This window comes from Paraburkholderia sp. Ac-20342 (genome assembly GCF_017104985.1).
GTDB lineage: Bacteria > Pseudomonadota > Gammaproteobacteria > Burkholderiales > Burkholderiaceae > Paraburkholderia.
In genome coordinates, this window is record NZ_JAAGPQ010000091.1 from 1 (window position 1) to 23,915 (window position 23,915).

Below are 23,915 nucleotides of genomic sequence, written 5' to 3' on the forward strand. Positions count from 1 at the left end.
TCGCGGGCGTCTCGATCACGGGAGCCTGCGGCAGGCAACGCGTGACCGGCACCGCGCGCAGGCTGCGATGACCGGCCGCCGTAAACGCCTCGCAGATGAAGCGAAACCAGCCGCGATCGACGATCGCGAGCAATTGCCGGCCATCGCCGAGCGCTTGCGGATCGACCGCGATATGGCAGGTTTGCGGGTCCTGGATCAGTTGATCCTCGACGATATTCGGCAGCGCCTGACGCAGCTTCGGACCGCGCAGCGGCGGCAGCGTCGCGGGCATCAGCAGCAGGTCGCGCGCGGCGACCATCAGCACGGCCACGCTCGCGCGCGGCAGCAGCGCGAGCGCCGAACGGCCGGCGCGCTGCGTGCGGCCCGTCTTGTCGAGCAGGACGAACGGCAGCTCGGGCAGTTGCCATTCCTGCGAGGGCACCGCCGGATCACGCGGCGGCAATAGAACGATCAGCGTGCTCAAAGGCCACTCTCTCTCGGGATTGCGTAGTTCATAGTTGGTCTTGCACCCGCACGATACGCGTAGTGTGAGTCAATGGATCGCGATAGACGAGTGTCGTCCGGTCCACGGTGGCGCGCTCGTGCTGCACGCTGCCGTGAACGAGGAAGTAGCTCGAATTGACGTCGAACTCGCTCGCATCGATCGACGCCGACTGCACGCCTGAGGCGGTCAGCGCGAGCTGCACGTCGCCGGTGTTGCGGAAAAACACGGTCTGCCGGCGCGCAACGAGCGTCTGCGCCTGCGACACCGTCATGCCTGTGACGACGGCCGCGATCACTTCGGCCGACGCGGTATTCATATTGAGCGCCGTAATCGTTGGCAACACGGTGACGAACGGGCGCAGACGCTCGACGATTTCGGGCGTGTAGCCGGGAATGTCGAGCAGCGAGTCGACGCCGATCATCTGCAGCGGCGCGACCGCCGGGTTCTCGTCGGCGTCTTCGATGCCGGGCTGGCTCGTGAAGCTGCCGCCGCCTGTGCCACCCCCGCCCCCACCGCCGCCGACCGGCGTCGCGCTGCTCGTCGGCGTGCCGGTCTGGAAGCGCGTCGCCGATTGCGAGAGCGCGGTGCGCATCTGCAACGCGGTGGCCTTGGCGAGCTGGCCGCTCAGCCCGAGCGAGATCAGCAGGCGCTGATACGCGGCGGTCTGCTCCGCGTTCAGCTGCATCACGCCGGGCGCGGGACTCGCCACAAGATTGCGCAGATTGAATTTGGCCTGCGCGTCCTCGATCGAACCGGACAGATACGTGGCCGCGCCTTCCTCGGCGCGCACCTCGCCGATCTGTCCGAGGAAATCGGACAGGCGCGTACGCGCGATCGGCACACCCCACAAGCCGCCCAGATACGTGATGCCCGCCGACGTGTCGCCTTCCGAGCGCAAAATCAGCCGCGTCCAGTCGAGCGCGCCGCGCGCGACCCATTGCGCCTGCGAGAGCAGCCGCTGGTTTTCGATGCGCCGGACCTGCACCTGCTGACGCCACAGCATGCCGGCGACGAGAATCGCCGAGAGCGAGACGACGAGCAGCGCGCTGATGATCGCGACGCCACGCTCGCGCGCGCGACGCCCCTGAACGCGAGCGCGCACTCGCGCACCCGATGCACACCGCCGCCGCGATAACGGGGAGAACGTCATTTCATTCTCCGATCAGAAAAACACGCGTGACGGGCCGCGCAAGCGAGGTCGCGCCGATGCGCACCTCGAGTCCCGTCGCCGAACGCGGCATCGGCGCATTGCCGAGCTGCGGCACCCTCAGATTGTTGGCGGCTTCGCCGATCGCGGCCTGCACGTCGTTCATCTGCGTGGTCCAGCCGAGCTTCGGCACGTACAGGCGCGCCGAGATCGAGCCGACGCCGCCCATCAGCGGGATCGCGTTCCAGCCCTCGCTGTCGCCGCCGTTCAGCGCGCGCCGCAACTCGCCGACGTTGCCAAGCGGCGGCGACGCCGAGCGCACCACGCGTCCATTGGCGATCCGATAGCGCACGACCTGCAGACGCGGCGCCTTGCCCAGCAAAACCATGTACCGCACGATCTGCAGCGTGTTGCCGGAGATCGAGACCGCGGCCTGACCGGCTTCATCGTCGCTGGCGGCCTGGCGCGCGTCGATGCGCATCTGGTCGAAGAGTTGCGCGAACACGCGCTCGTTTTCCATCGCGTTCGTAATCGTCGTGCGGCCGCGGATGATCTGGTCGAGCCCGCGCCACGACAGCACCGCGATCACCGCGAGGATCGCAATCGCGACCAGCAGTTCGATCAGCGTGAAGCCACGCGCGCCGACCCGGCGGCGGCGCTCAGAGCGAGCGGTTGTTTTCATTCGCGACCACCGTGACCATCTGAGCGAGATTGCCGGAGCGCCCAGGCATCGTCACCATGACTTCGACACGGCGAAACACCGGATTCGGCGTCGCCGTCACATGTTCGGTACAGACCAGTTGCAGATTGCCCTGCGAGCAATCGAAGCTCGTTTCGCCGACGTTCGGCCAGCCATGCGTCAGATGCAGTTGCGCGAGCGCGTTGTCGGCGCTCCAGCCGGCGAGCAGACGTTGATGCAGATCGGCCTCGCCGCTCGCGAGACTGCCGACCGCGCGCAGCGACGCGGCGAGCGCGACCGCGATGATCGCGAGCGCGACGAGCACTTCGATCATCGTGAAGCCGCGCGCGGCGCGACGCGAAACATGGCCGCGCGGCTTGCGGTTCGTGCGGCGGGGAAGGGCGCAGGCGTTCCTGCTGCGGCGAAACATGTCAACGCACCTCGTAGCGGCCATTGCCGGTGCCGACGATCGTCGCCTGTCCGGCCGCCGAAAACAGCGTGACCTGCACCGGCACGTCGATCGCCTCGGTGCCGAAGACGATGCGATCGGCCTGCGAATCCGAACCGGGATAGCTGATCGAGACACTGGTCACGCCGCCTTCCCATTGACGCGGTCCGAGCAGGTCGTCGCGCAACGGACGCCAGCCGTCCTCGGTACGCAGATCGAAACGGAAACCGCCGTCGTACGGCTGCCATGCGATCGGCCGCGCGCGCACCTGCGCTTCGTCGCCGGCCGATTCGAACAGCAGCGCGAGACGCTGCGCTTCCTCGTTCAGGTCGGTGCGCGGATTGCGCGTCATCGTCACGGCGGTCAGCGACACGAGCAGGCCCGCGATCACGAGCACGACCATCATTTCGAGCAGCGTGAAGCCGGCCGCGCGGCGCCGGCTCGCGTGCGTGGACATCATGTAACTCTCGGAATACCGATACGGACTATTGCCACGAACCGACGTCGGCATCGTTGCCTTCGCCGCCGGCCTTGCCATCGGCCCCGTAGCTGAACACGTCGATCTCGCCGTGCACGCCCGGATTCAGATACTGGTACGCATTGCCCCACGGATCGTTCGGCAGACGCTCGAGGTAGCCGCCGTCCTTCCAGTTGTTCGGCACGGGGTCGGTGCTCGGCTTTTCGATCAGCGCGCGCAGGCCCTGCTCCTGGGTCGGATAGCGGCCGTTGTCGAGGCGATAGAGCTTCAATGCCTGCATCACGGTGCCGATGTCCTGCTTCGCGGCGACGCGCCGCGCTTCGTCCGGACGGCTCATGATCTTCGGCACGATCAACGCGGCGAGAATGCCGAGAATCGCGATCACGACCATGATTTCGATCAGCGTAAAACCGCGCTGGCGACGGCTGCGCGAACCCGCGTTGTCAGCGCGGCGAATGGTCGACAGTTGCATAGCTTGCTACCTCTTTTCAGGTGAAATTTTCGACTTGGGCGCATATTGAACACGCCGGGTCGGTCATTTTAATGTCATGGAGTTGAAGGGTTTCAACCCACCGAAATTTTCACAATAGTCCGTACAATGTGCGCATGAACGCCATCCAAATCCGCCTCCTGTCGCTCGCGCTGTTCGCCGCTTTCTGCGCGACGCTGACCTACTGGGTCATCACCCTCACCACGATGTCCGGCGCGCCGTTGCCGGCTGCCGCCACGCATGCGCAGGTCTCGACCGAGCAGGCCGCGACGCTGTTCGGCGGACAGCTGCAGCGCAACGTCAATCAGGACATCCATCTGTTCGGCATCCTCGCGTTACGCGAAGGCGCTGCGGCAATCGTCAGCGTCGGCGGCGAACCGCCTCATGCGGTGTCGCTCGGCAGCACGCTCATGCAAGGCACCAAACTCTCCGAAGTCCGCGCCCGCTCGATCATCATCGACCGCAACGGCGCGCACTCCGAAGTCTTCCTGCCTCCCAACGCGAGCGGCCCCACCATCTACGTACGCTAAACCAGAAACGGTTGCGCGGCCGCTGCGGCCCGCCGCGCCATCCTTTCCGTTTCTTCCTCGCCTTTCAGTTCTTCCTCGCGCTGCGGCTGCCCATTACTGCACGAGGTTGTTCAACTCGATGATCGGCATCATCACCGCCAGCACGATCACGAGCACCACGCCCCCCATCGCCAGAATCAGCAGCGGTTCGAGCAGGCTCGTGAGGAACATCGTGCGCCGTTCGAGTTCGCGCGCTTCGCCTTCGGACGCGCGATCGAGCATCGTCGTCACGTCGCCGGTCGCCTCGCCCGAACGGATCAGGTGCACGAGCACCGGCGGAAACGTCTTCGTGTTGCCGAGCGCGCGCGACAGCGAGGTGCCTTCGCGCACGCGCACGATCGCATCGTCGATGTTCTCGCGCATCGCGTTGTTGCTGAGCGTTTCGGCGGCGGCCTGCAACGCGCGCAGAATCGGCACGCCCGCCGCGGTCAGAATGCCGAGCGTGCTTGCGAAGCGCACGGTGTTGTAGCCGCGCACGAGCTTGCCGAGCAGCGGCGCGGTCAGCAGCCAGCGGTCGAACGCGAGACGCGGGCCGGGCTGCTTCAACGTCGAGCGCACCAGATACGCGACCACGACAACACCGATCAGCATCGCCCACCACCAGTGCCGCACGAAGCCCGACAGCGCCATCATCAGCACGGTGAGAATCGGCAGCTGCTGCTTCGTGCTCGCGAACACGTTCACGACCTGCGGCACCACATAGCTGAGCAGGAACGTCACGATGCCGAACGCGATCAGCGTGACGACCGCCGGATAGGTGAACGCAAGCACGATCTTCTGTTTCAATGCATTGCGCTGTTCGATGTAGTCGGCGAGCCGCGACAGCACGAGACCGAGCTTGCCCGTATGTTCGCCGGCCGCGACGAGCGCCCGGTAAATCTCGGGGAAATCCTTCGGATGCTGCGTGAGCGCATTGGCCAGCGAATGACCGCCGAGCACTTCGGCGCGAATCGACGCCATCAGCTCGCGGATGTAATCGCGCTCCGACTGCTCGGTCAGCACCGCGAGCGCTTCGTCGAGCGGCAGCCCCGCGATCAGCAGACTCGCGAGTTGCCGCGTGAGAATGGCCTGCTCGCGTTGCGACAGACGACGCCCGAGCGCGAGCCGTTGATCGCGCTCGCCGCGCGTGCGCGAGGCGGCCGGTTCGACGACGAGCGGCGTGAGCCCTTGCGAGCGCAGGTTCGTGCGGGCACTGCGCGCGCTGTCCGCGTCGAGCACGCCTTTTTGCGCCTTGCCTGCGGCGTCGATCGCTTCAAAACGAAATGCCGGCATGCGCTTATGCTCCGCCCGTCACGCGAATCACTTCCTCGAGCGAGGTGAGCCCCGATTCGAGCCAGCGCTCCGAATCCTCGCGCAGCGTACGCATGCCCTGCGCGCGGCCCGCTTCGAGAATTTCCGCATCGGCCGCGTTGCGATGAATCAGCGTGCGGATCGATTCGTCGATCAGCAGCAACTCGTACACGCCGCGCCGTCCCGCATAACCGGAGTGCCCGCACCGATCGCAGCCGACCGGATGCCAGCGCTTGCTGCCGTCCTCTTCGGTGCGCTCTTCGCGGCATACCGGGCACAGCCGCCGCACAAGCCGCTGCGCCAGCACGCCGAGCAGCGACGAGGCGAGCAGATACGGCTCGACGCCCATGTCCGTGAGACGCGTCACGGCCGAGGCCGCGTCGTTCGTGTGCAGCGTCGCGAGCACGAGGTGGCCCGTGAGCGACGCCTGCACCGCGATCTGCGCCGTTTCGAGGTCGCGGATTTCGCCGATCATGATGACGTCCGGGTCCTGCCGCAGAATCGAGCGCAACGCGCGCGCGAAGCTCATGCCGATCCGCTCGTTGACCTGGGTCTGACCGATGCCCGAGAGGTCGTATTCGATCGGGTCTTCCACCGTCATGATGTTGGTGGTCGCCGTCTCCAGCCGCGACATCGACGCATACAGCGTCGTGGTCTTGCCCGAGCCGGTCGGGCCCGTCACGAGCACGATGCCGTGCGGCTTGCCGATCAGCTTGTCGAACTGGCCGAGCGTGTCCGAGGCCATGCCGAGCGCTTCGAGATTCAGGCGCGAGGCATCCTTCTCCAGCAGACGCAGCACCGCGCGCTCGCCGTGTCCGGTCGGCAGCGTCGAGACGCGCACGTCGACCGGGCGGCCGCCCACGCGCAACGTGATGCGGCCGTCCTGCGGCAGACGCTTCTCGGCGATGTCGAGCTGCGCCATGATCTTGATGCGCGAAATCAGCGCGCCGTGCAGCGCTTTTTTCGGCCGCACCACGTCGCGCAGCGTGCCGTCGACGCGAAAGCGCACGACCGACGCATTCTCGAACGGCTCGATGTGAATGTCGGAAGCCTGTTCGCGCGCGGCCTGCGTGAGCAGCGCATTGATCATGCGGATGATCGGCGCGTCGTCTTCCGATTCGAGCAGATCCTCGACCTCAGGGATGTCCTGCATCAGACGCGACAGATCGACTTCGCCTTCCACCTCGCCGACCACCTGCGCGGCGCTGCCGTCCTGGCGAGCGTAGGCCTGGTTGATTGCCTGCGCGAGTTCGTCGGCCGGCATGCGCACGACCGAGACCGCGCCGAAATTGCGCGCGACCTCGGCAAGCGCCGCGTCGCTCGTGCGTTCGCTGATCCAGACTTCGAGGCTGTCGGGGTGCTGATGCGCGACGAGAATCTGGCCGCCGCGCGCGAAGCCGTACGGCACGAGCCGGGCCGCGAGCGGCGAGGGCGCCGCGTGCTCGCCGACGGCCTCGCCGTGGTGCGTGCGCTGCGATTGCGCGGGCGTCTGCGTCACGGACGCGCTCCCGGCGACATCGTGTTCGGCTCGACGCTGCTCGCCGGGGCGATGACGGCGGGCTGCGGCACGGGTTGCGTCGTCGCGGGCTGCGCCGCTTGCGGCACGGCCTGTTGCGGCGTTTGTTGGGGGGCTTGCTGCGGCATCATCTGCTGACGGCGCATCTGGTTCAGATCGAACAGGTTCATCGCGGGCACGCCACCCTGGCTCGGGCCAATCGGCATCGGCGGCACGACCGGATCGTCGCGATCCTTCATGATGTTGTTGTCCGAGCGGTACGCGCCCTGCACGCCCTGGATGTAGTCGTAGCGGTTCGCCGTGACAGCCTGCGCGGTATCGCGATCGCTGATGATGACGGGACGCAGGAACACCATCAGGTTGGTCTTGTCGCGCGTCTTCTGCTCCGAGCGGAACAGCTGGCCAAGCCACGGAATGTCGCCGAGCAGCGGCACCTTGCTGTTGCTGACCTGGTAGTTGTCCTGCATCAGGCCGCCGAGCACGATGATCTCGCCGTTATCGCACAGCACCGTCGACTGGATCGAGCGCTTCGTGAACTCCGGGCCCGCCGGGTTCGTCGTCGAGTTGTTCGTGCCGTTCACGATCGCCGAATCTTCGGTGTAAAGCTGCAGCTTGAGGATGCCGCCTTCGGTGATCTGCGGCTTCACGTGCAGCGTGAGACCGATGTCGACGCGGTCGAACGTGTTGAATGCCGCGCTCGTCGTGCCGCTCGTCAGGTTCGAGTACGAACCGGTCTGGATCGGCACGTTCGTACCGACGACGATCTTCGCTTCCTCGTTGTCGAGTGTAATCAGGTTAGGCGTGGACAGCACGTTCGCGTCGGCGGTCTGCGAGAGCGCCTGCAGCAGCGCGCCGAGACCCTGTACGCCGAAGAGGTTGTGAATCCAGCCGACGTTCAGGCCTTGCTGAAGCGTGCCATTGCCGAGCGCCGAGGCAAGCCCGAGACCGCTGGTCGCGCCGGCTGTCGCGCCGGCCGTTACGGCCGCGGCCGTCAGGTTGACGATGCTGTTGCCGGAGCCGGCCGCCAGGTTCGTGCCCGCGAACAGCGAATTGTTCGCGACCTGCCACTGGATGCCGAGATTGCCGCTCGTATTCGAGTTCAGCTCGACGATCAGCGCCTCGATGTAGACCTGCGCGCGGCGCGCGTCGAGCTGGTCGATCACGGCGCGCAGATTGCGGTAGACCGGGTCCGGCGCGGTGATGATCAGCGAGTTGGTCGCGGAGTCGGCCGTAATCATGCCGCCGCCCTGGTTGTCGTCGCTCTTGTTCTTGTCGCCGCCGAGAAAATCGCCGTTGTTATTCGAGCCCGAGGCGCCGCCGCCCATCGGCGAGGCCATCGAGCTGCTGCCGAGGCCGCCCGACGGCAACGGCGGCGTGCCGGACGTGCCCGTCGAGTTGCTGCCCGACAGGCCGCCGCTGCTATTCTGGTTGAACGAGTTCGCTTCGTTCGAGCCGCCCGACGAACCGCCTTCGCCGCCGCCGCTCTTGCCGAGCATGCTGCGCAGCGTGCGCGCGAGCTTCGTCGCATCCGCGTTGCGCAGCGGCACGACGTGCATGTTGCCTGGCATCGTGGTCGGCGTGTCGAGCTGCTTCGCGAGTTCCCGCGCGGCGGCAAGGCGCGCGCTGTTCGAGGCGCGGATCAGCAGCGAGTTGGTGCGCGGGTCAGACGAAATCGATACCTTCAGCGTCGCGTCCGTGCTGCCGATCGAGCCCGGGTCGAGCATCTTGTTCATCTGCTGGGCGATGTCGATCGCGTTCGCGTTCTTCAGCTGCACGACCGCGACCGACTGGCCCGCCGCGCTGTCGACGCCCGCAATGATCTGCGCGATGCGCCGCACGTTGTCGGCGTAATCGGTGACGACAATCGTATTGTTGGCCGGATAGGCCGCGACGGTATTGTTCGGCGAGATCAGCGGACGCAGCACCGGCAGCAGGTTATTGGCCGATTCGTTCTTCAGCGTGAAGACCTGCGTGACCACCTGGTCGCCGCGCGCGCTCGGCGTATTGCCGACGTAGGTCGGCACGCCCTGCAGCTTGGCGTCGGCCTCGGGCACGACCTTCAGCACGCCGTGATCCTGCACCAGCGCGAAGCCCTGCATGCGCAGTGCCGACTGCAGGGTTTTCAGCGCCTGATCTTCAGGTACAGCGTTTTCGGAAACGAGGTTCAGCTGTCCCTTCACCCGTGGGTCGACAATGATCGTTTTGCCGGTTGCGGCGCCGATCGCCTTCGCGACCTGATCGATGTCGGCGTTCACGAAATTCAGTGTCACCTCTGCCTGTGCTGTCTGCGCGGTGATCAACCCAGCCACCAGCAGCGCCGTTGCCACGCGACGCAAAGCCATACAATTTCTTCTCATGGAATGTGATATCGATGCCGGCAGCCGCTGCCACCGACGGTCATGCGATGCGGACCCGGCGGCAAGCCATTGCCCGATCGGCTTACGAGCCGGTTGCGAAAACGATTTCCGCGTGGAACACCAGCTCGCCAATGTCCGAAAAAAACGAACAGTACCAGCTTTTCATGTCGGATTTGAAACAAAACAGACGACCTCGCGCGATTCCTTTAAAAGATCGCTGGGTTGTCATTCAATTGAAAGCAAACCGGCTTCAGGAGCGAATCTCAGCACGCGGATTTGTGCTGCCTTATGTCGGTTGGCCAACTTGACGATGTTCAGACTGCCGGTATGATACGAGCCGTTCGACTCGCCGTTATGGGTTTGCTCACGCGGGTTTTCCCCGACGCGCGATAAACACCCGGCCAGCCTGCCTCTCGCGGCAAAAACGCGGCCGGGAAAACGCCTTACTGATCCTTACTCCGAGATTTTCTGGCTGTCTTTAGCGATGAAATGTCCGTTCGTTACTGTCGTTGTCACCCTGACCCTGCTCGCGGCAGCGGGGTCGGCGCGCGCCGACTGTTTCGACGAGGCGGCCAAATATCAGAAGGTTAATCCGCTGATTCTGCGGGCCATCGCCTGGCAGGAATCGCACAACCGGCCGGACGCGCAGCACAAGAACGCGAACGGCTCGACCGACTACGGCGTGATGCAGATCAACTCGATCCATCTGCCTGTGCTCGCGCAATACGGCATCTCGCAGGGCACGCTGATGGAGCCGTGCAAGAACGTCTATATCGCCGCGTGGCATCTGCGCCGGCAGATGAACAAGTACGGCAATACGTGGCAGGCGGTCGGCGCGTACCACTCCGAAACGCCGGCATTGCGCGACAAGTACTCGCAGCAGATCGTCGCGATTCTGCGTAGCTGGAAGTTGATGCCGGCCGCACGCTAGTACGAGAACTAAAGCGGTTTGCCGGGTTTCTCGTTCGCTGGCGTGCTTTCTTCCGTTTTTTCCTCGTGATTTTCCCCACGAATACGGCCGTGCCTCTCGCCGCCACGATGCTCGCGCGCGGCCCATGGCCGTTTTGATGCACAATGCGGCTTCATGCTGCCGCGACGATCCGTTCGGGCTCGCGCGGCAAAACGGCCAAGCGGTTCATGCAAGGCCGGGCCCGGCATGCCTTCCCATCTTCCTGTTTTCTCCGTACCGCGATGAACCAGCCGCTATTGCCCGTCACCGTGCTCTCCGGTTTTCTGGGCGCCGGCAAGACCACGCTCCTGAACCACATCCTCGCGAATCGCGCCGGTCTGCGCGTCGCGGTGATCGTCAACGATCTCGCCGCCGTCAATATCGATTCGGCGCTCGTGCGTCACGCCGCCGAGTTGTCGCGTGTCGAGGAACAGCTCGTCGAGTTGTCGAACGGCTGCATCTGCTGCACGTTGCGCGACGATCTGCTGAACGAGATCCGCCGCCTCGCGGAAGAAAAGCGCTTCGATGCGCTGCTGATCGAATCGACCGGCGTCGCCGAACCGATGCCGATCGCCGAAACCTTCGCGTTCGTCGACGATGACGGTGCATCGCTATCCGATATCGCGCGGCTCGACACGATGGTGACGGTCGTCGATGCGTTCAACTTCCTGCGCGACTATGCCTCGGCCGAGGCGCTCGCCGAACGCGGCGTCGCCGTCAGCGAAGAAGACGACCGCACGATCGTCGAACTGCTGATCGAGCAGATCGAATTCTGTGACGTGCTCGTCGTGAACAAGGCGGACCTCGTCAGCACGGACGAACTCGCGCGCCTGCAAGGCATCCTCACGCGCATCAACCCGCGCGCGGTGCAGGTGGTAAGCCGCTTCGGCTGCGTGCCGCTCGACCAGGTGCTGAACACGGGGCGCTTCGATTTCGACGAGGCGTCGAGCGCGCCGGGCTGGCTCGCCTCGCTCGATCACGGCCACGACGATGAGCACGGCCACGCGCATCACGGCGAAGCGGACGAATACGGCATCGGCAATTTCATTTATCGCGCGCGCCGGCCGTTTCATCCGCAGCGGCTGTGGGAATTGCTGCATCAGGAATGGAAGGGCGTGCTGCGCAGCAAGGGCTTCTTCTGGCTCGCGACGCGCAATGACATCGCCGGTTCGCTGTCGCAAGCGGGCGGTGCCTGCCGGCATGGTCCGGCGGGCATGTGGTGGGCCGCGCAGGATCGCAGCGAATGGCCCGACGGAGACGACGAACTGAGCGCCGAAATCGCCGCCGACTGGTATGGCGATCTGGACGATACGAGCATCGGCGACCGTCGCCAGGAGCTGGTGTTGATCGGCATCGATATCGATCCGGCCGCGTGGCGCGCGAAATTCGACGCGTGCCTGCTCAGCGACGCCGAATACGCGCTCGGGTCAGAGGCCTGGCGGCAGTTCGACGATCCGTTCCCCGCATGGGACTTCGACGAAGACAATCACGATCATGACGGCGAACAGGGTCACACCCATCACGATCACGGCCACGATTGCGAGCACTGCGGAGATGGCCACGGCGAAATCGTGCATCGTCACGATTGAGCACCGGGCGCACCAGGCACAGCGCCCGGCATTTTCCCGCTGGCCGGAAACGAAATCGCGGACGAAAAAAAACCCGCCATGGGCGGGTTTCTAGCGGGTGTCAACTGCCCGGCAGATCGATCTGCTTAGCGCTTGTTGACTGCGTCCTTGAACGCTTTGCCGGCGGTGAACTTGACGGTCTTGGCTGCCGGAATCTTGATGGTTTCGCCGGTCTTGGGATTGCGACCCGTACGCGCTGCGCGCTTACCCGAACCGAAGCTGCCGAAGCCGATCAACTGGACCGCTTCACCCTTCGACACAGCCTTCTTGATCACTTCGAGCAACGTGTCCAGCGTTTCGCCGGTTTGAGCCTTGCTGGCGCCCGTCTGTCCTGCGACAGCGTCGATCAATTCCTGTTTGTTCATTAAGGTTCCTTTCTGAGTTTAGGTTGATACGAACAGCGCGAACGCGCCGATTATACGTGCGCGCACCGCGCCGTCGAGCAGCTGCGGCCCTGATCCCCGAGAATCTCTCGCAGCGGACAGGTGACTGTTCGCCGGCCGTGCTGCCGCTCCCTTCGCGGCGCTTGCTATGATAGCGCAGCGCAAACCCAATCAGGATAAGGGTTTCGAAGATTTGCGCGGTTCTCGGGCCGATCCAGCAAGGAAACCGGAGTTTTCACCTTGGTTAACCCTTAAAACGAGGCTGAAACCCAGTGCTGACGGGGCTTGGCGTTGGTTTTTGCCAACGCAGCACAGATGCGCATCCGCCTTTTTCCGGCGCTCCGCGAGCCGCGCGCGCCGGCCACAACGACCGGACCGCTCCTTCGAGCATCCATTTGAGCGTGTTTTCCCGCTGCGCATGACCGATCCGCTGATCCCCGCCGTCCTCGCTTTTCGCGACAACGGCAACCCGTTTTCGCCGCTCTACGACGACATCTATCACAGCGCCGTCGGCGCGCTCGAACAGGCCGAATACGTTTTTCTGCGCGGCAATGCGCTGCCCGGGCGATGGCAGAACCGCCGCACGTTCACCGTGCTCGAAACCGGCTTCGGCATGGGCATCAACTTTCTCGTGACGTGGGCCGCGTGGCGCGCCGATCCGTCGCGTTGCGAGCGGCTGCATTTCGTGTCGATCGAAAAGCATCCGTTCAGCGCCGACGATCTGCGCCGCGTCTATGCGAAGACGCTCTCCGAGCCGCTGATTGCGAGCCTTGCCGATACGCTCGCGCACGCATGGCCGATGCTCGTGCTAGGCACGCACCGGCTCGAATTCGAAGGCGGCCGTGTCGTGCTCACGCTGGTCTTCGCCGATGCGGCCGACAGCCTGCCTGCGTTGCGCCTGCGCGCCGACGCGTTTTATCTCGACGGTTTCGCGCCCGCGAAAAATCCGGAGCTGTGGAGCCCGGTGATCTTCAAGTCGCTCGCGCGCGTCGCGGGCGAGGGCGCGACCTTCTCCACCTACAGCAGCGCCGGCGACGTCAAACGCGCGTTGACACAATGCGGCTTCGAGTATCGCAAGGTCGACGGCTTCGGCTGGAAGCGCGCGATGCTGGTCGGTCACTTCGCGCCGCGCTGGCGGGTGCGCCGTTATGAACCGCCCGCGCCGTTCGCGCATGCCGAGCGGCATGCGGTCGTGATCGGCGCGGGGCTCGCCGGCTGTGCCGTGATCGAACGGCTTGCGGCGCGCGGCTGGCGCGTCACCTCGCTCGAACGGCACGCGTCGGTGGCGCAGGATGCGTCGGGCAATCCCGCGGGCGTTTTCCATCCGATGATCTCGCGCGACGACAGCGTCGCCTCGCGCGTCACGCGCGCCGGTTTCCTCTATACGCTCAATCGCTGGGCCGCGCTCGAAGCGGCCGGTCATCGGCTCGCGCGCGGCGGCGAGGGCCTGCTGCAAATCGCCGCCGATGACGACGAAGCTCGCTCGATCGGCGCTGCAATCGCGACGTTCCGCTATCCGTCCGACTACGTGAGGCCGGTTTCCGCCAGCGAGGCTTCGGCGCTCGCCAGCATGCCGCTCGCGCGCGGCGGCTGGTTCTTTGCGCACGGCGGCTGGATCGATCCGGCCTCGTTATGCGCCGCGCAGTTCGCCGCGGCGGGCGAGCGGCTCGAACGACGCTTCGGCGTCGAGGTCGCGCGGCTCGAACGAACCGGCGACCAGTGGACCGTCTTAGATATCGCGGGCAATGCGGTAGTACGCGCGCCGGTCGTGATCGTCGCCGGTGCGCACGAGGCCGCGCGAATCGCCGGCTTGCGTCATGCGCCGACCCGCAGCATTCGCGGTCAGTTGAGCTTACTGCCGCCGGGCACGGTCGCGCCGCTCGCGCTGCCGGTGATCGGCGAGGGTTACGCGGTGCCGCTCGCGAACGGCGTCACGCTGGCCGGCGCCACTTACGAACTCGACGATCCCGATACGTCGCTGCGAACGGACGGTCATCGTGAGAACATCGAGCGCGTCGCGCAGATGCTGCCCGTGTTCGCGAGCGCGCTCGACGTCGCACAACCGGCGGCAATCGCCGAACTCGCGGGACGCGTGGCGTTTCGCTGCGTCACGAGCGACCGCATGCCGATGATCGGCCAGCTCGCCGACGAAGCCGCGGCCACCCGCGATGCCGCCCGCCTGCGCGGCGCATGGCCGCTCGATCTGCCGCGCGTGGACGGCCTGTACGGCGCATTCGCGTATGGGTCTCGCGGTCTCGTATGGGCGGCGCTTGGCGCGGAACTGATCGCCTCGCAGATCGAAGGCGAGCCGTGGCCGCTCGAACGCGACCTCGCGGAAGACATCGACCCGGCCCGGTTCCTGCTGCGTGGATTGCGGCAGGGAACGGTCGGTTAACCGCCCTCCCTCGTTAACGGTCGCGGTCGCAACCGCACGCTGCGTGATCGTCGCATGCTGTTGCCGTATACGCCGCTGCGGTTCATCCCGACGGTTAACCCGGTTAACTCGCAACGCAGGTTATCCACCAGCCCCTGTGGATAACCGCGCGGTTAACCGGCGCAAGTCGTGTGGAACCGTTGTGGACATAAACGGGGTAACTCGCGCGTCGCCGAAAAGCGCAAAAAGTTGCCCGCGTATACCTGCCGCTGCCGCACACGCTGTGCATCCGGTTATGCGGCCGGTAATTGGCTGATTCGTTTCGGTAAACCCGAGTTATCCACAGAAAGCGAGGCAGCTTGTTAACTGTTACTACGTATACATACGGTAAACCAGTAAACAACGAAGGCAGAGGCTGACGCCCCGCCCATCGACTGGCGCAATTCCGTCAAAACATCGCTGGACTTCACCGGTTCTATGCGGAAACGCACATGAAAAACACACAGGCAGCGCTCAAGCTCGCAATCCGCGCCGGCTATTTTTCATGAGTAAAACGGTCGCTTTTTCCTCTTGTCACCGTTTGTCACGAAGATCGCGTACGTTTTTACCGTTTTGCCTGCGAGTTGGTGCCTTTTCGGTTGAGACAGAAAAAGCTATGGCACAATCGCCGTTCTTTTCCGCGTTGTGCCCCCCGTATCTGGCGGCACGCATTGCAACGGAACGGTGCCGGTCAAACAGAATCTGATTCAAAGTCGACGGCGTTCTTTCACCGTACCGGTTGCTATAGCCGCATCCGTGAACGTGCCGGATTCTTCGCGGTTCTTTTCCGGCCGCGGCGCATGCCGATCATCCGATCATTGAAACTCGCAACGCTGACTTCGCGAAGCGAGATTGCGACAGTGGGCGTTGACCGCTCGCTCGCCGGCGTCTGCGCCGGTTCGTGTCGTCTGCCGTTGCTGACAAGGAGAACCCATCACGATGAATTCGGCGTTTTCGTTTCTTCCAGCGTGGCCGCTTTCGCCCGACGCCATCTTTTGGGCCGGACTTGCCTTGCTTGCCGCCGGGCTGTGCGGCGAGTTGTGTTATCGCGCTTGGCGTTTACCGCGCATTTCCGGTTATGCGGTGATCGGTCTCGTTGCCGGCGCGGCCGGTTTCGGCGTGATCGACGCCGATGCCGCGCGCGCCGCGCGGCCGTTGCTCGACGTCGCGCTCGGCCTGCTGCTGTTCGAACTCGGCAGCCGGCTCGATCTGCGCTGGATCCGCCGTAATCCGTGGCTGATCCTGTCTAGCGTCGCCGAAGCCACGCTGACTTTCGTGCTGGTCCTGCCGGTTCTGCTGTTCCTGAACGTGCCGCTGATGGTGGCGACCGTGCTGGCCGCGATCGCAATGGCGACGTCGCCGGCGATGGTGATCCAGCTGAAAACGGAATTGCGCGCGGAAGGGCAGGTCACGCAGCGTCTGCTGACGCTGACCGCGCTGAACAGCATGTATGCGGTGGTGATCGAAAAGCTCGTCTCGAGCTGGCTGCATCAGGAGGTATACGGCAATGTCTTCGCGACCATCCTGCAGCCGCTGTATCTGCTGATCGGCTCGCTCGTGCTCGCGTATCTGCTTGCGCGCACCTGCACGTTCTTCTATCGGCGCCTGAACATGCACGACGAGCATTCGTTCGTCGCGCTGTTCGGTCTCGTGCTGCTCGCGATCGCGGTTGCGCATCTGTTCAAGCTGTCGACGATTCTCGCGTTGCTCGCCGCGGGCATCATCGTGAAAAATCATGAGGCTCGTCCGCAGTTGTGGCCGCAGCATTTCGGCACGGCCGGCTGGCTGCTGACCGTGATCCTGTTCGTGCTAACGCTGACCGCGTTCGAATGGCGGCACATCGCGCTCGGCGGTGTTGCGGCGCTGGGGCTGATCGTGGCGCGGCTGGTGGCGAAGCTGGTCGGCGTGCTCGCGTTCGCCAAGCCGAGCGGCCTGAACTGGAAACAGGGCGTGGCGCTCGGCCTGTCGTTGTCGCCCATGTCGGCGCTGGCTTATCTGCTCGTCGACGACACCTACAACCTTTATCCGAACTTCGATCCGCAATTGCGCGCCATCGTGATGTGTTCGATTTTCGTGCTGCAGATTCTCGGGCCGTGGCTCGTGTATCGCAGTCTCGCGCTCGTCGCCGAACGGCGCGAAGAGTAAGCGGGAACCCAACATGAGCGCGGCGTGGCAAGACGGCGGCGCCGGACTCGCGAAGCCGTTTTAAACTCATCCGTTTCAAACGACCTGACTCAGGGGACGCCATGTCACTCGAACCCTTCATCGATTCGAAGCCGTTCACATTCGGCATCGAACTCGAAATGCAGATCGTCAATACGCATGACTATGATCTGACCAAGGCCGGCTCGGATCTGCTGCGTCTTATCAAGGACGAAAAAATCCCCGGCAACATCACGCCGGAAATCACCGAAAGCATGATCGAGCTGTCGACCGGCATCTGTACGTCGCACGAGCAGGCCGTGGCCGATCTGCGCCAGATTCGCGACACGCTTGTCTCCGCGGCCGATCATCTCAATGTCGGCCTGTGCGGCGGCGGCACGCATGCTTTCCAGCAATGGAGCGAGCGGCAGATCGTCGATACGCCGCGTTTTCAGTATCTTTCCGAGCTATACGGCTATCTGGCGAAGCAGTTCACGGTGTTCGGCCAGCACGTGCACATCGGTTGCCCGGATGCGAACAGCGCGCTGTATCTGCTGCATTCGATGTCGCGTTTCATCCCGCATTTCATTGCCTTGTCCGCTTCGTCGCCGTTCGTGCAGGGCGTCGATACCGGTTTCCATTCAGCGCGGCTCAATTCGGTGTTCGCGTTTCCGTTGTCGGGCCGCGCGCCGTTCGTGCTCACGTGGGACAGCTTCGAGGAATATTTCTCGAAGATGGTCCACACCGGCGTGGTCAACAGCATGAAGGACTTTTACTGGGACATCCGTCCGAAGCCCGGCTTCGGCACGATCGAAGTACGTGTGATGGATACGCCGTTTTCGGTCGACCGCGCCGCGGCGATTGCCTGCTACATCCAGACGCTCGCGCGGCATCTGCTGCTCGACAAGCCGATCGCGCCGAAGGAGGACGACTACCTTGTCTATACCTTCAACCGCTTCGAGGCCTGCCGTTTCGGTCTCGGCGGCACCTGCATCAATCCGCAAACGGGCGAACGCAAGACGATTTCCGAGGACATCCTCGAAACGCTCGAACTGATCGGCGCGCATGCCGAAACGCTGGGCTCGACCAATGCGCTGACTGAAATCGGCGCGATTGCGCGCGGCCAGATCAACGATGCAACCTGGCTGCGCAGCGTGTTTGCGCGGGAAAAGTCCTTGCACGAAGCGGTGCGGCAGCAGTGTCTGCAATGGCGCGCCTAGTCGCGAGGTCATTCACAAAATCGCGCTCGCGAGTGTCATTTACGTAACGTTTCAGGGAAACCCGCCTCGTGCGGGTTTTTTTTCGTAATGTCTTTTAAAAAATTTTTGCCCGTGACCCCCTTCAGGTTTTTCCAAAGTTTACGTATACAAGCGTAGTAGTCGTTAACAAGCATTGCCTGAGGCTGTGGACAACTGAATAATTCCTTGCAAAGTCAACGCGCTGCGGAAATGATAACGAGGTATCGCGAAATGGGCTTCGACCTTGTCGGACAAGGACGGACAGGAAGCGGTCAGGTATTGTCCGGGGCGTTATCGGGAAATGTTGCACAGGCTATCCAAACGTTTTCCCCTGGTTATCCACAGAGTGGGTTGGATAAGTTAGCTGTACGATTTGCCGACCTCGCATAGAATGTCGTTTTCAACCGCTAGCGGTTTGCCGGGCGGTAAATTTTTGAGATAGTTGAACCACCGGTTTCGTCAGCAGTCAGTCGAAGCTACCCCACACACGCAACGGGCGCGGTCGGCAAGCAGTTTGCCGGCATCGCACAAAAGCGGTAAATAAACGAATCGAAGATTATGAGCGAAGGTGTATACGGAGAACAGGCAGCTGGGCGTGTGACCCACAGCCTCTTGCGATTGAGCACGGCGATGCGCAGCCAGGCTTGGGAATGGGCGGAAGGCGCAGGCCTCACGCCGACCCAGGGCGAAATCCTCGTGCTGTTGATGCAGCGCAAAGGGCCGATGCGTCTCGGCGAGATTGCCCGCGAAACGGCGCTGACCGCCGCGACCACCAGCGATGCGGTCAGCACGCTCGAGACCAAGGGTCTTGTCGAAAAGCGCCGCGCCCTCGACGATGGCCGCGCCCTTGCTGTCCGTCTGACTTCGCGTGGCCGCACGGCCGCGAAGCGCGCGGCCCAGTGGCCCGACTTCCTGAGCAAGGCAGTGGGCACGCTGCGTGAAGAAGAGCAGGCCGTGTTCTATCGCACGCTGCTCAAGACCATCCATCAGCTCGAGGCGCAGGACACGATTCCGGCGCACCGCATGTGCCTGAGCTGCTCGCATTTCCAGCCGAGCAAGAATCCGAAGAAGACGCCGCATCACTGCGCGCTGCTCGACCTGAACATGGCGGACACCGATCTGCGTCTCGACTGCTCCGTGCACGAAAAGGCGGACGTCGCTACCCAGAAGAAGAACTGGAAGATTTTCGCGGTCTAACGCGGCGTCTTTCGGGGCGATTGGGACCATTCGCTATCATGGCCTCGCGGGTCCGGCGGCCGGCGTAAGCCGGCTGTCGGACGGCTGGCGGTCGCGCAATGACAGGCCGGCGGCATGTCGTTGCACGGCAAGTCGTTAGTTAACCTGAAGGTGGGACAGGGCGATGAATCGCGAAGTACTGGCCATTCGTCATGTGCACTTCGAGGATCTGGGCAGTCTCGAGCTGGTGCTCGGCGAGCGTGGGCGTCCGGTCCGTTATCTCGACGTGGGACTTGCCCGTATCGAGGCGCCGAATCCCGTCTCCGCTTCGTTGATGGTCGTGCTCGGCGGCCCGATCAGCGCAACCGGCGACGCGCTTTATCCCACACTCGTGCCGCTGCTCGCGATGATCGAAAAGCGCATCGCGGCCGGTCTGCCGACGCTCGGCATCTGTCTCGGCGCGCAACTGATCGCGCGTGCGCTCGGTGCGCGCGTTTATCCCGCAGGCCATACCGAACTCGGCTGGACGCCGCTCACGTTGACCGACGCCGGCCGCGCTTCGCCGCTGCGTCATCTGGATGGCGCGCAGACGTCGATGCTGCATTGGCATGGCGATACCTTCGATCTGCCCGCCAACGCGACGCGTCTTGCTTCGACACCCGCCTGCGAAAACCAGGCGTTCGCCTGGGGCGATCACGTGCTGGGTTTGCAATGTCATCCGGAAATCCGCAGCGATCGCTTCGAACCATGGCTGATCGGCAATGCGGGCGAACTGATCGGGCATGGCATCGATGCGCGCCAGTTGCGTGCCGATACCGCGCAATTTGGCCCGGCCCTCGAAGCCGCCGCCTGCCGCATGTTCGGCGAATGGCTCGATCAGGTCGAAACCCAAGCCTGAGCCCAGATTCATGCAGTAAACCGCTTGCGGTGCTATGCTCGGTTGCTCTCGGGTTTTCACTGGGCAAATCCATGAGCGCGCTTTTCTCTCCGCTCACGCTGCGTAGCGTGACGCTTCCCAACCGTATCGTTGTTTCCCCGATGTGCCAGTACTCCGCCGAACGCGGCGAAGCGACCGCATGGCACATGATCCACCTCGGCAGTCTCGCCTTGTCCGGCGCGGCGATGCTGTGCATCGAAGCGACCGCGGTCGAACCCGATGGCCGCATCACGCCCGGCGATCTCGGCTTGTGGGACGACGCAACCGAAGAAGCGCTGGTGCCGGTGCTGGCCGCGATTCGCAAGCATTCGTCCATCAGCGTGACGATGCAGCTGTCGCATGCGGGCCGCAAGGCGTCGAGCCATGTGCCGTGGGACGGCGGTCAACTGATTCCGGTGTCGCAAGGCGGCTGGCTGCCGCATGCGCCGTCGGCGTTGCCGCACAAGGCCGGTGAAGAGCCGCCGCTGGCACTCGACGTCGGCGGTCTGAGGCGGATTCGCGAAGCCTTTGCGGCTTCCGCGCGGCGTGCCGCGCGCCTCGGCATCGACGCACTCGAAGTGCATGCGGCGCATGGTTATCTGCTGCATCAGTTCCTCTCGCCGGTCGCCAATCAGCGCAGCGACGAATACGGCGGCTCGCTCGAAAACCGCATGCGTTTCCCGCTCGAAATCTTCGACATCGTGCGCGCCGCATTCCCGGCCGACAAACCCGTTGGCGTGCGCGTGTCGGCAACCGACTGGGTCGAAGGCGGCTGGACGCTCGAAGACACGATCGCCTTTGCGCACGAACTGCAAAAGCGCGGCTGCGACTGGATCGATGTGTCATCGGGCGGCGTGTCGCCATTGCAGAGGATTCCGCTCGAACCCGGTTATCAGATTCCGTTCGCGAAGGCCGTCCGGCATGCGACCGGTCTTGCGACGATCGGCGTCGGGCTCATCACCGATCCGCTGCATGCCGAGCAACTGATCGAAGCGGGCGACGCCGACCTGATCGCCATCGCTCGCGGTCTGCTGTACAACCCGCGCTGGCCGTGGCATGCCGCCGCGCAACTCGGCGCTACGGTCGATGCGCCGCCGCAGTACTGGCGTTCGCAACCGCGCGATCAGAAGGCCCTGTTCGGCGACATATCGTTCGGTCAACGCTAACGTAGTGCAGCTTGAAACGAACGCGCCGGCGACGGTTGAACGAAGCTGCAGTCAGCGTGTAGGATGCCGGTTGTGGCGCTTCGGCGTCGCAAGTCGACGCGGCGCTCGCAGGGCGCCGCGTTTGCTATCCGCGTCAGAAAAGCTGCGTGCAAAACGTGTCTCTGACGATTGCCGGACTTCATCCCAGTTCTTCACAAGGATTCATTCAATGAATTCACGCAGGATCGCCGTGCGCCGTTCGGGTGTGCACGGCAAGGGCGTGTTTGCACTCGAACCGATTGCGGCCGGCGAGCGGCTTATCGAATACAAGGGCGAGCGGATCTCCTGGAAAGAAGCGCTGCGCCGTCATCCGCACAATCCGGCTGAGCCGAATCATACGTTCTACTTCGCGCTGGACAACGGCAAGGTGATCGACGGCAAGGTGAACGGCAATAGCGCGCGCTGGATCAATCACTCGTGCGCGCCGAACTGCGAGGCCGAGGAAATCGACGGTCACGTGTACGTGCATGCGCTGCGCGATATCGCGGAAGGCGAGGAAGTCTTTTACGACTACGGGCTCGTGATCGACGCGCGTCAGACGAAAAAGCTCAAGAAGGAATACGAATGCCGTTGCGGCGCGCGCAAGTGCCGCGGCACGATGCTGGCGCCGCCGGCGAAGGGCAAGAGCGGCGGTGCCAAGGCCGACAAGCCAGGCAAGTCCGGCAAGTCCGGCAAGACGACGAAGAAATCGAAGAAGAAATGAGGCAAGGCGTGAGCGCCTCGGTCGAACCGGGCGTTCACGTCCTGCTGCTGTCGGATAGTCAGATATCCACCGGCGCCGAGGGCGCCGTTTTTTTCGCCACGCGCCGCGCGTCGGCGTCCGCGACGCCGGCAGGCACCTCGGCGCGCATCAGTGGCACCCGCACGATGAAACGTGCGCCGCCTTCGGGTGCGTCCTCGTAATGCACGCTGCCGTGATGCAGCACCATGATGTCGTGGACGATCGCCAGACCCAGGCCCGCGCCGCTATCCACGCCGGCTTCGCTCTGGCCGTCGCCGCGGAAAAACCGCTTGAACAGATCGGCCTGCTGCGCGCGGGGCACGCCCGGCCCATTGTCTTCGACGACGATCTCCGCCATGCGCAGCTCGTCGATCAGCGTCTGCGAAACGGTCACGGTGATACGAGCGCCATCGATGCGCGACGGCGGCACGTACTTCAGCGCGTTATCGAGCAGATTCGCGATCACTTCATGCAGCAGCACCGGGTTGCCGCGCGCCGTCAGCGGATGATCGTTCGAGGGATCGTCGAGACGCTGGAAGCCGAGGTCGACCTGCACGGCAAGCGCGCGCGGCACCCATTCCGCACCTGTGTCGAACGCGAGCGCGGCCATATCGACATTGACGAAGCGTGCCGCCTGTTCGCCCGGCTCGGCCCGCGCGAGCGACAGCAACTGATTCGACAGCCGCACCGCGCGGTCGGCCGCGGCGCGCAACTCTCGTACGGCGGCGAGCGTCTGCTGCGGATCGCGCGCGACCGCCGCCTGTTCCGCATGCAGCTTCACGGCGGTGAGCGGCGTGCGCAGCTGATGCGCGGCGTCGGCGATGAATTTGCGCTGCGCGTCGAGCGCGGTTTTCAGGCGGTCGAGCAGCGCGTTCAGTGCGCCGGTAAGCGGACGGATTTCGACGGGCACATAGGTTTCGTCGACCGGTTCGAGCGACGTGTGCGTCTGCCGGTTCAGCGAATCGGCGAGGGCGGTGAGCGGATTGAGCTGCTGATTGACGACGCGCCAGACGATGACCCAGCCGGCCAGCAGCAGCAACAGTAGCGGCATCATGATCGCGACCAGAAACTCGGCGGCAATGCGGAACCGGTGATGCACGGCCTGACCGACTTCGATGATGATCGGATTGCCCTTCGGCTGGTCGACCCGCACTTGCGCGACCCGTACCGTCACGCCTTCATGCTGGGTTTCGAATACATACGCATAGTGCATACGGCGCACGTTGATGCCTTGCAGCGGCAGATTACTGTCGCCGGCGATTTCGGTGTCGCCGTTGCTGATCCGGTAGACGAGATGCTCGACCGGATCGGAGAACATCGCCTGCGCGAGCGGCGGCACCGTGATCGGCGCTTCGGGTCCGGCAATCTGGATCTGTTTGGAGATCGCGGTGGCGAGGTCGGCGAGCGAGCGGTCGACGACATGCTGCGTGTACTGCCAGGCCAGCCAGTAAGCGATCAGGCCGCTCATCAGCGCGAGCAGCGAAAGGGGAGCAGCGAGGCGCCGCAGCAGCGTGCGGCGCAGACTATTAGCGGCCGGCTGGGGCATGGTCGTACGCGCGGGGTAGGGACAACGGCGCGAGGCGCCCTGAAATGTTCCGGAGGCCGGCAGGCCGCACACCCGGCACGAGGTGTGTGCCGCACCGGTCCGGCGCCGTCGGGCCGCGACGCAATGCGCGGCCCGTACGA

General features: G+C 64.2%; 22 protein-coding genes. 11 read left to right on the forward strand and 11 right to left on the reverse strand.

Translation table 11 applies throughout. From position 1 onward, the window contains the following. The 6 genes from gspL to gspG all read right to left on the reverse strand — a co-directional run. On the reverse strand, positions 1–463 hold a 463-nt coding region (gene gspL, locus G3N58_RS27465), incomplete at its 3' end, for a type II secretion system protein GspL (RefSeq protein WP_241017253.1). Positions 464–491: 28 nt separating this feature from the next. Continuing rightward, positions 492–1,634 carry a type II secretion system minor pseudopilin GspK gene (gene gspK / locus G3N58_RS27470; RefSeq protein WP_206000787.1) on the reverse strand — a complete coding sequence of 381 codons (1,143 nt, stop codon included), beginning with the start codon at positions 1,632–1,634 and terminating at the stop codon, positions 492–494. Between the two features lies 1 nt (position 1,635). After that, positions 1,636–2,313 carry a prepilin-type N-terminal cleavage/methylation domain-containing protein gene (locus G3N58_RS27475; RefSeq protein ID WP_206000788.1) on the reverse strand — a complete coding sequence of 226 codons (678 nt, stop codon included), beginning with the start codon at positions 2,311–2,313 and terminating at the stop codon, positions 1,636–1,638. Further along, a complete protein-coding gene (gspI, locus tag G3N58_RS27480) occupies positions 2,291–2,740 on the reverse strand; it encodes a type II secretion system minor pseudopilin GspI (protein WP_206000789.1) in 450 nt (149 codons plus the stop codon). Before gspI ends, G3N58_RS27475 begins: the two co-directional genes overlap by 23 nt. 1 nt (position 2,741) lies before the next feature. Next, entirely contained in the window at positions 2,742–3,218 is a 477-nt protein-coding gene (locus G3N58_RS27485) for a GspH/FimT family pseudopilin (protein ID WP_241017254.1), read from the reverse strand. A 25-nt stretch (positions 3,219–3,243) separates the two neighbouring features. Next, the gene (gene gspG / locus G3N58_RS27490) at positions 3,244–3,708 is read right to left on the reverse strand and encodes a type II secretion system major pseudopilin GspG (protein WP_167049124.1); all 465 of its coding nucleotides are present in this window, start codon (positions 3,706–3,708) and stop codon (positions 3,244–3,246) included. Positions 3,709–3,842: 134 nt separating this feature from the next. Here gspG and G3N58_RS27495 point away from each other — a divergent pair, with 134 nt between their 5' ends. Continuing rightward, positions 3,843–4,256, forward strand: a complete 414-nt coding sequence (locus G3N58_RS27495) for a type II secretion system protein N (protein WP_206000791.1) — start codon at positions 3,843–3,845, stop codon at positions 4,254–4,256. Positions 4,257–4,349: 93 nt separating this feature from the next. Here the strand turns inward: G3N58_RS27495 and gspF are convergent, their stop codons facing one another. Genes gspF through gspD form a run of 3 tightly spaced genes read right to left on the reverse strand, consistent with a single transcriptional unit; the run spans position 4,350 to position 9,443 of the window. Beyond that, positions 4,350–5,567, reverse strand: coding sequence for a type II secretion system inner membrane protein GspF (gene gspF, locus G3N58_RS27500; RefSeq protein WP_167049120.1), 1,218 nt, complete (start codon positions 5,565–5,567; stop codon positions 4,350–4,352). Between the two features lie 4 nt (positions 5,568–5,571). Next, positions 5,572–7,083, reverse strand: a complete 1,512-nt coding sequence (gene gspE / locus G3N58_RS27505) for a type II secretion system ATPase GspE (RefSeq protein ID WP_205988623.1) — start codon at positions 7,081–7,083, stop codon at positions 5,572–5,574. Then, positions 7,080–9,443 (reverse strand): type II secretion system secretin GspD, encoded by a 2,364-nt coding sequence (gene gspD / locus G3N58_RS27510; RefSeq protein WP_206000792.1) that lies wholly within the window; start codon positions 9,441–9,443, stop codon positions 7,080–7,082. The genes gspE and gspD overlap by 4 nt, the downstream gene beginning before the upstream one ends. 29 nt (positions 9,444–9,472) lie before the next feature. On the opposite strand from gspD, the gene G3N58_RS27515 reads away from it, so the two are divergent. The 3 genes from G3N58_RS27515 to G3N58_RS27525 all read left to right on the forward strand — a co-directional run bounded on the left by G3N58_RS27515 (position 9,473) and on the right by G3N58_RS27525 (position 11,996). Further along, complete coding sequence (locus G3N58_RS27515) at positions 9,473–9,766, forward strand: hypothetical protein (RefSeq protein ID WP_167284415.1); 294 nt, start codon at positions 9,473–9,475, stop codon at positions 9,764–9,766. Positions 9,767–9,942: 176 nt separating this feature from the next. Continuing rightward, positions 9,943–10,389 carry a lytic transglycosylase domain-containing protein gene (locus G3N58_RS27520; RefSeq protein ID WP_167049112.1) on the forward strand — a complete coding sequence of 149 codons (447 nt, stop codon included), beginning with the start codon at positions 9,943–9,945 and terminating at the stop codon, positions 10,387–10,389. A gap of 260 nt (positions 10,390–10,649) precedes the next feature. After that, positions 10,650–11,996 carry a GTP-binding protein gene (locus G3N58_RS27525; RefSeq protein ID WP_206000793.1) on the forward strand — a complete coding sequence of 449 codons (1,347 nt, stop codon included), beginning with the start codon at positions 10,650–10,652 and terminating at the stop codon, positions 11,994–11,996. 125 nt (positions 11,997–12,121) lie between these two features. Here G3N58_RS27525 and G3N58_RS27530 read toward each other — a convergent pair whose 3' ends face one another. Next, the gene (locus G3N58_RS27530) at positions 12,122–12,400 is read right to left on the reverse strand and encodes an HU family DNA-binding protein (protein WP_085482965.1); all 279 of its coding nucleotides are present in this window, start codon (positions 12,398–12,400) and stop codon (positions 12,122–12,124) included. A 436-nt stretch (positions 12,401–12,836) separates the two neighbouring features. Here G3N58_RS27530 and mnmC point away from each other — a divergent pair, with 436 nt between their 5' ends. The 7 genes from mnmC to G3N58_RS27565 all read left to right on the forward strand — a co-directional run bounded on the left by mnmC (position 12,837) and on the right by G3N58_RS27565 (position 22,211). After that, entirely contained in the window at positions 12,837–14,813 is a 1,977-nt protein-coding gene (gene mnmC, locus G3N58_RS27535) for a bifunctional tRNA (5-methylaminomethyl-2-thiouridine)(34)-methyltransferase MnmD/FAD-dependent 5-carboxymethylaminomethyl-2-thiouridine(34) oxidoreductase MnmC (RefSeq protein WP_206000794.1), read from the forward strand. Between the two features lie 957 nt (positions 14,814–15,770). Further along, complete coding sequence (locus G3N58_RS27540) at positions 15,771–16,976, forward strand: cation:proton antiporter (RefSeq protein WP_167049106.1); 1,206 nt, start codon at positions 15,771–15,773, stop codon at positions 16,974–16,976. Positions 16,977–17,077: 101 nt separating this feature from the next. Then, positions 17,078–18,193 carry a YbdK family carboxylate-amine ligase gene (locus G3N58_RS27545; RefSeq protein ID WP_167049104.1) on the forward strand — a complete coding sequence of 372 codons (1,116 nt, stop codon included), beginning with the start codon at positions 17,078–17,080 and terminating at the stop codon, positions 18,191–18,193. 576 nt (positions 18,194–18,769) lie between these two features. Beyond that, entirely contained in the window at positions 18,770–19,408 is a 639-nt protein-coding gene (locus G3N58_RS27550) for a MarR family winged helix-turn-helix transcriptional regulator (protein WP_167049102.1), read from the forward strand. 163 nt (positions 19,409–19,571) lie between these two features. Then, complete coding sequence (locus G3N58_RS27555; RefSeq protein WP_206000795.1) at positions 19,572–20,285, forward strand: glutamine amidotransferase; 714 nt, start codon at positions 19,572–19,574, stop codon at positions 20,283–20,285. 71 nt (positions 20,286–20,356) lie between these two features. Next, the gene (locus G3N58_RS27560) at positions 20,357–21,469 is read left to right on the forward strand and encodes an NADH:flavin oxidoreductase/NADH oxidase (protein ID WP_167049098.1); all 1,113 of its coding nucleotides are present in this window, start codon (positions 20,357–20,359) and stop codon (positions 21,467–21,469) included. A gap of 208 nt (positions 21,470–21,677) precedes the next feature. Then, positions 21,678–22,211: an SET domain-containing protein-lysine N-methyltransferase gene (locus G3N58_RS27565; RefSeq protein ID WP_167284412.1), complete on the forward strand. Its 534-nt coding sequence runs from the start codon at positions 21,678–21,680 to the stop codon at positions 22,209–22,211. 58 nt (positions 22,212–22,269) lie between these two features. Here the strand turns inward: G3N58_RS27565 and G3N58_RS27570 are convergent, their stop codons facing one another. Then, positions 22,270–23,775: a sensor histidine kinase gene (locus G3N58_RS27570; RefSeq protein ID WP_167284411.1), complete on the reverse strand. Its 1,506-nt coding sequence runs from the start codon at positions 23,773–23,775 to the stop codon at positions 22,270–22,272. Between the last annotated feature and the right edge of the window lie 140 nt (positions 23,776–23,915).

Coding starts and splice junctions, on each gene's coding strand:
- G3N58_RS27560 (WP_167049098.1), top strand. CDS start 20,357: ATGAGCGCGCTTTTCTCTCCGCTCACGCTGCGTAGCGTGACGCTTCCC.
- G3N58_RS27515 (WP_167284415.1), top strand. CDS start 9,473: ATGCCGGCAGCCGCTGCCACCGACGGTCATGCGATGCGGACCCGGCGG.
- G3N58_RS27555 (WP_206000795.1), top strand. CDS start 19,572: ATGAATCGCGAAGTACTGGCCATTCGTCATGTGCACTTCGAGGATCTG.
- gspI (WP_206000789.1), bottom strand. CDS start 2,740: ATGTTTCGCCGCAGCAGGAACGCCTGCGCCCTTCCCCGCCGCACGAAC.
- G3N58_RS27570 (WP_167284411.1), bottom strand. CDS start 23,775: ATGCCCCAGCCGGCCGCTAATAGTCTGCGCCGCACGCTGCTGCGGCGC.
- G3N58_RS27520 (WP_167049112.1), top strand. CDS start 9,943: ATGAAATGTCCGTTCGTTACTGTCGTTGTCACCCTGACCCTGCTCGCG.
- G3N58_RS27545 (WP_167049104.1), top strand. CDS start 17,078: ATGTCACTCGAACCCTTCATCGATTCGAAGCCGTTCACATTCGGCATC.
- G3N58_RS27565 (WP_167284412.1), top strand. CDS start 21,678: ATGAATTCACGCAGGATCGCCGTGCGCCGTTCGGGTGTGCACGGCAAG.
- G3N58_RS27525 (WP_206000793.1), top strand. CDS start 10,650: ATGAACCAGCCGCTATTGCCCGTCACCGTGCTCTCCGGTTTTCTGGGC.
- G3N58_RS27530 (WP_085482965.1), bottom strand. CDS start 12,400: ATGAACAAACAGGAATTGATCGACGCTGTCGCAGGACAGACGGGCGCC.
- mnmC (WP_206000794.1), top strand. CDS start 12,837: ATGACCGATCCGCTGATCCCCGCCGTCCTCGCTTTTCGCGACAACGGC.
- G3N58_RS27485 (WP_241017254.1), bottom strand. CDS start 3,218: ATGATGTCCACGCACGCGAGCCGGCGCCGCGCGGCCGGCTTCACGCTG.
- gspD (WP_206000792.1), bottom strand. CDS start 9,443: ATGGCTTTGCGTCGCGTGGCAACGGCGCTGCTGGTGGCTGGGTTGATC.
- G3N58_RS27550 (WP_167049102.1), top strand. CDS start 18,770: ATGAGCGAAGGTGTATACGGAGAACAGGCAGCTGGGCGTGTGACCCAC.
- G3N58_RS27540 (WP_167049106.1), top strand. CDS start 15,771: ATGAATTCGGCGTTTTCGTTTCTTCCAGCGTGGCCGCTTTCGCCCGAC.
- G3N58_RS27495 (WP_206000791.1), top strand. CDS start 3,843: ATGAACGCCATCCAAATCCGCCTCCTGTCGCTCGCGCTGTTCGCCGCT.
- G3N58_RS27475 (WP_206000788.1), bottom strand. CDS start 2,313: ATGAAAACAACCGCTCGCTCTGAGCGCCGCCGCCGGGTCGGCGCGCGT.
- gspK (WP_206000787.1), bottom strand. CDS start 1,634: ATGACGTTCTCCCCGTTATCGCGGCGGCGGTGTGCATCGGGTGCGCGA.
- gspG (WP_167049124.1), bottom strand. CDS start 3,708: ATGCAACTGTCGACCATTCGCCGCGCTGACAACGCGGGTTCGCGCAGC.
- gspF (WP_167049120.1), bottom strand. CDS start 5,567: ATGCCGGCATTTCGTTTTGAAGCGATCGACGCCGCAGGCAAGGCGCAA.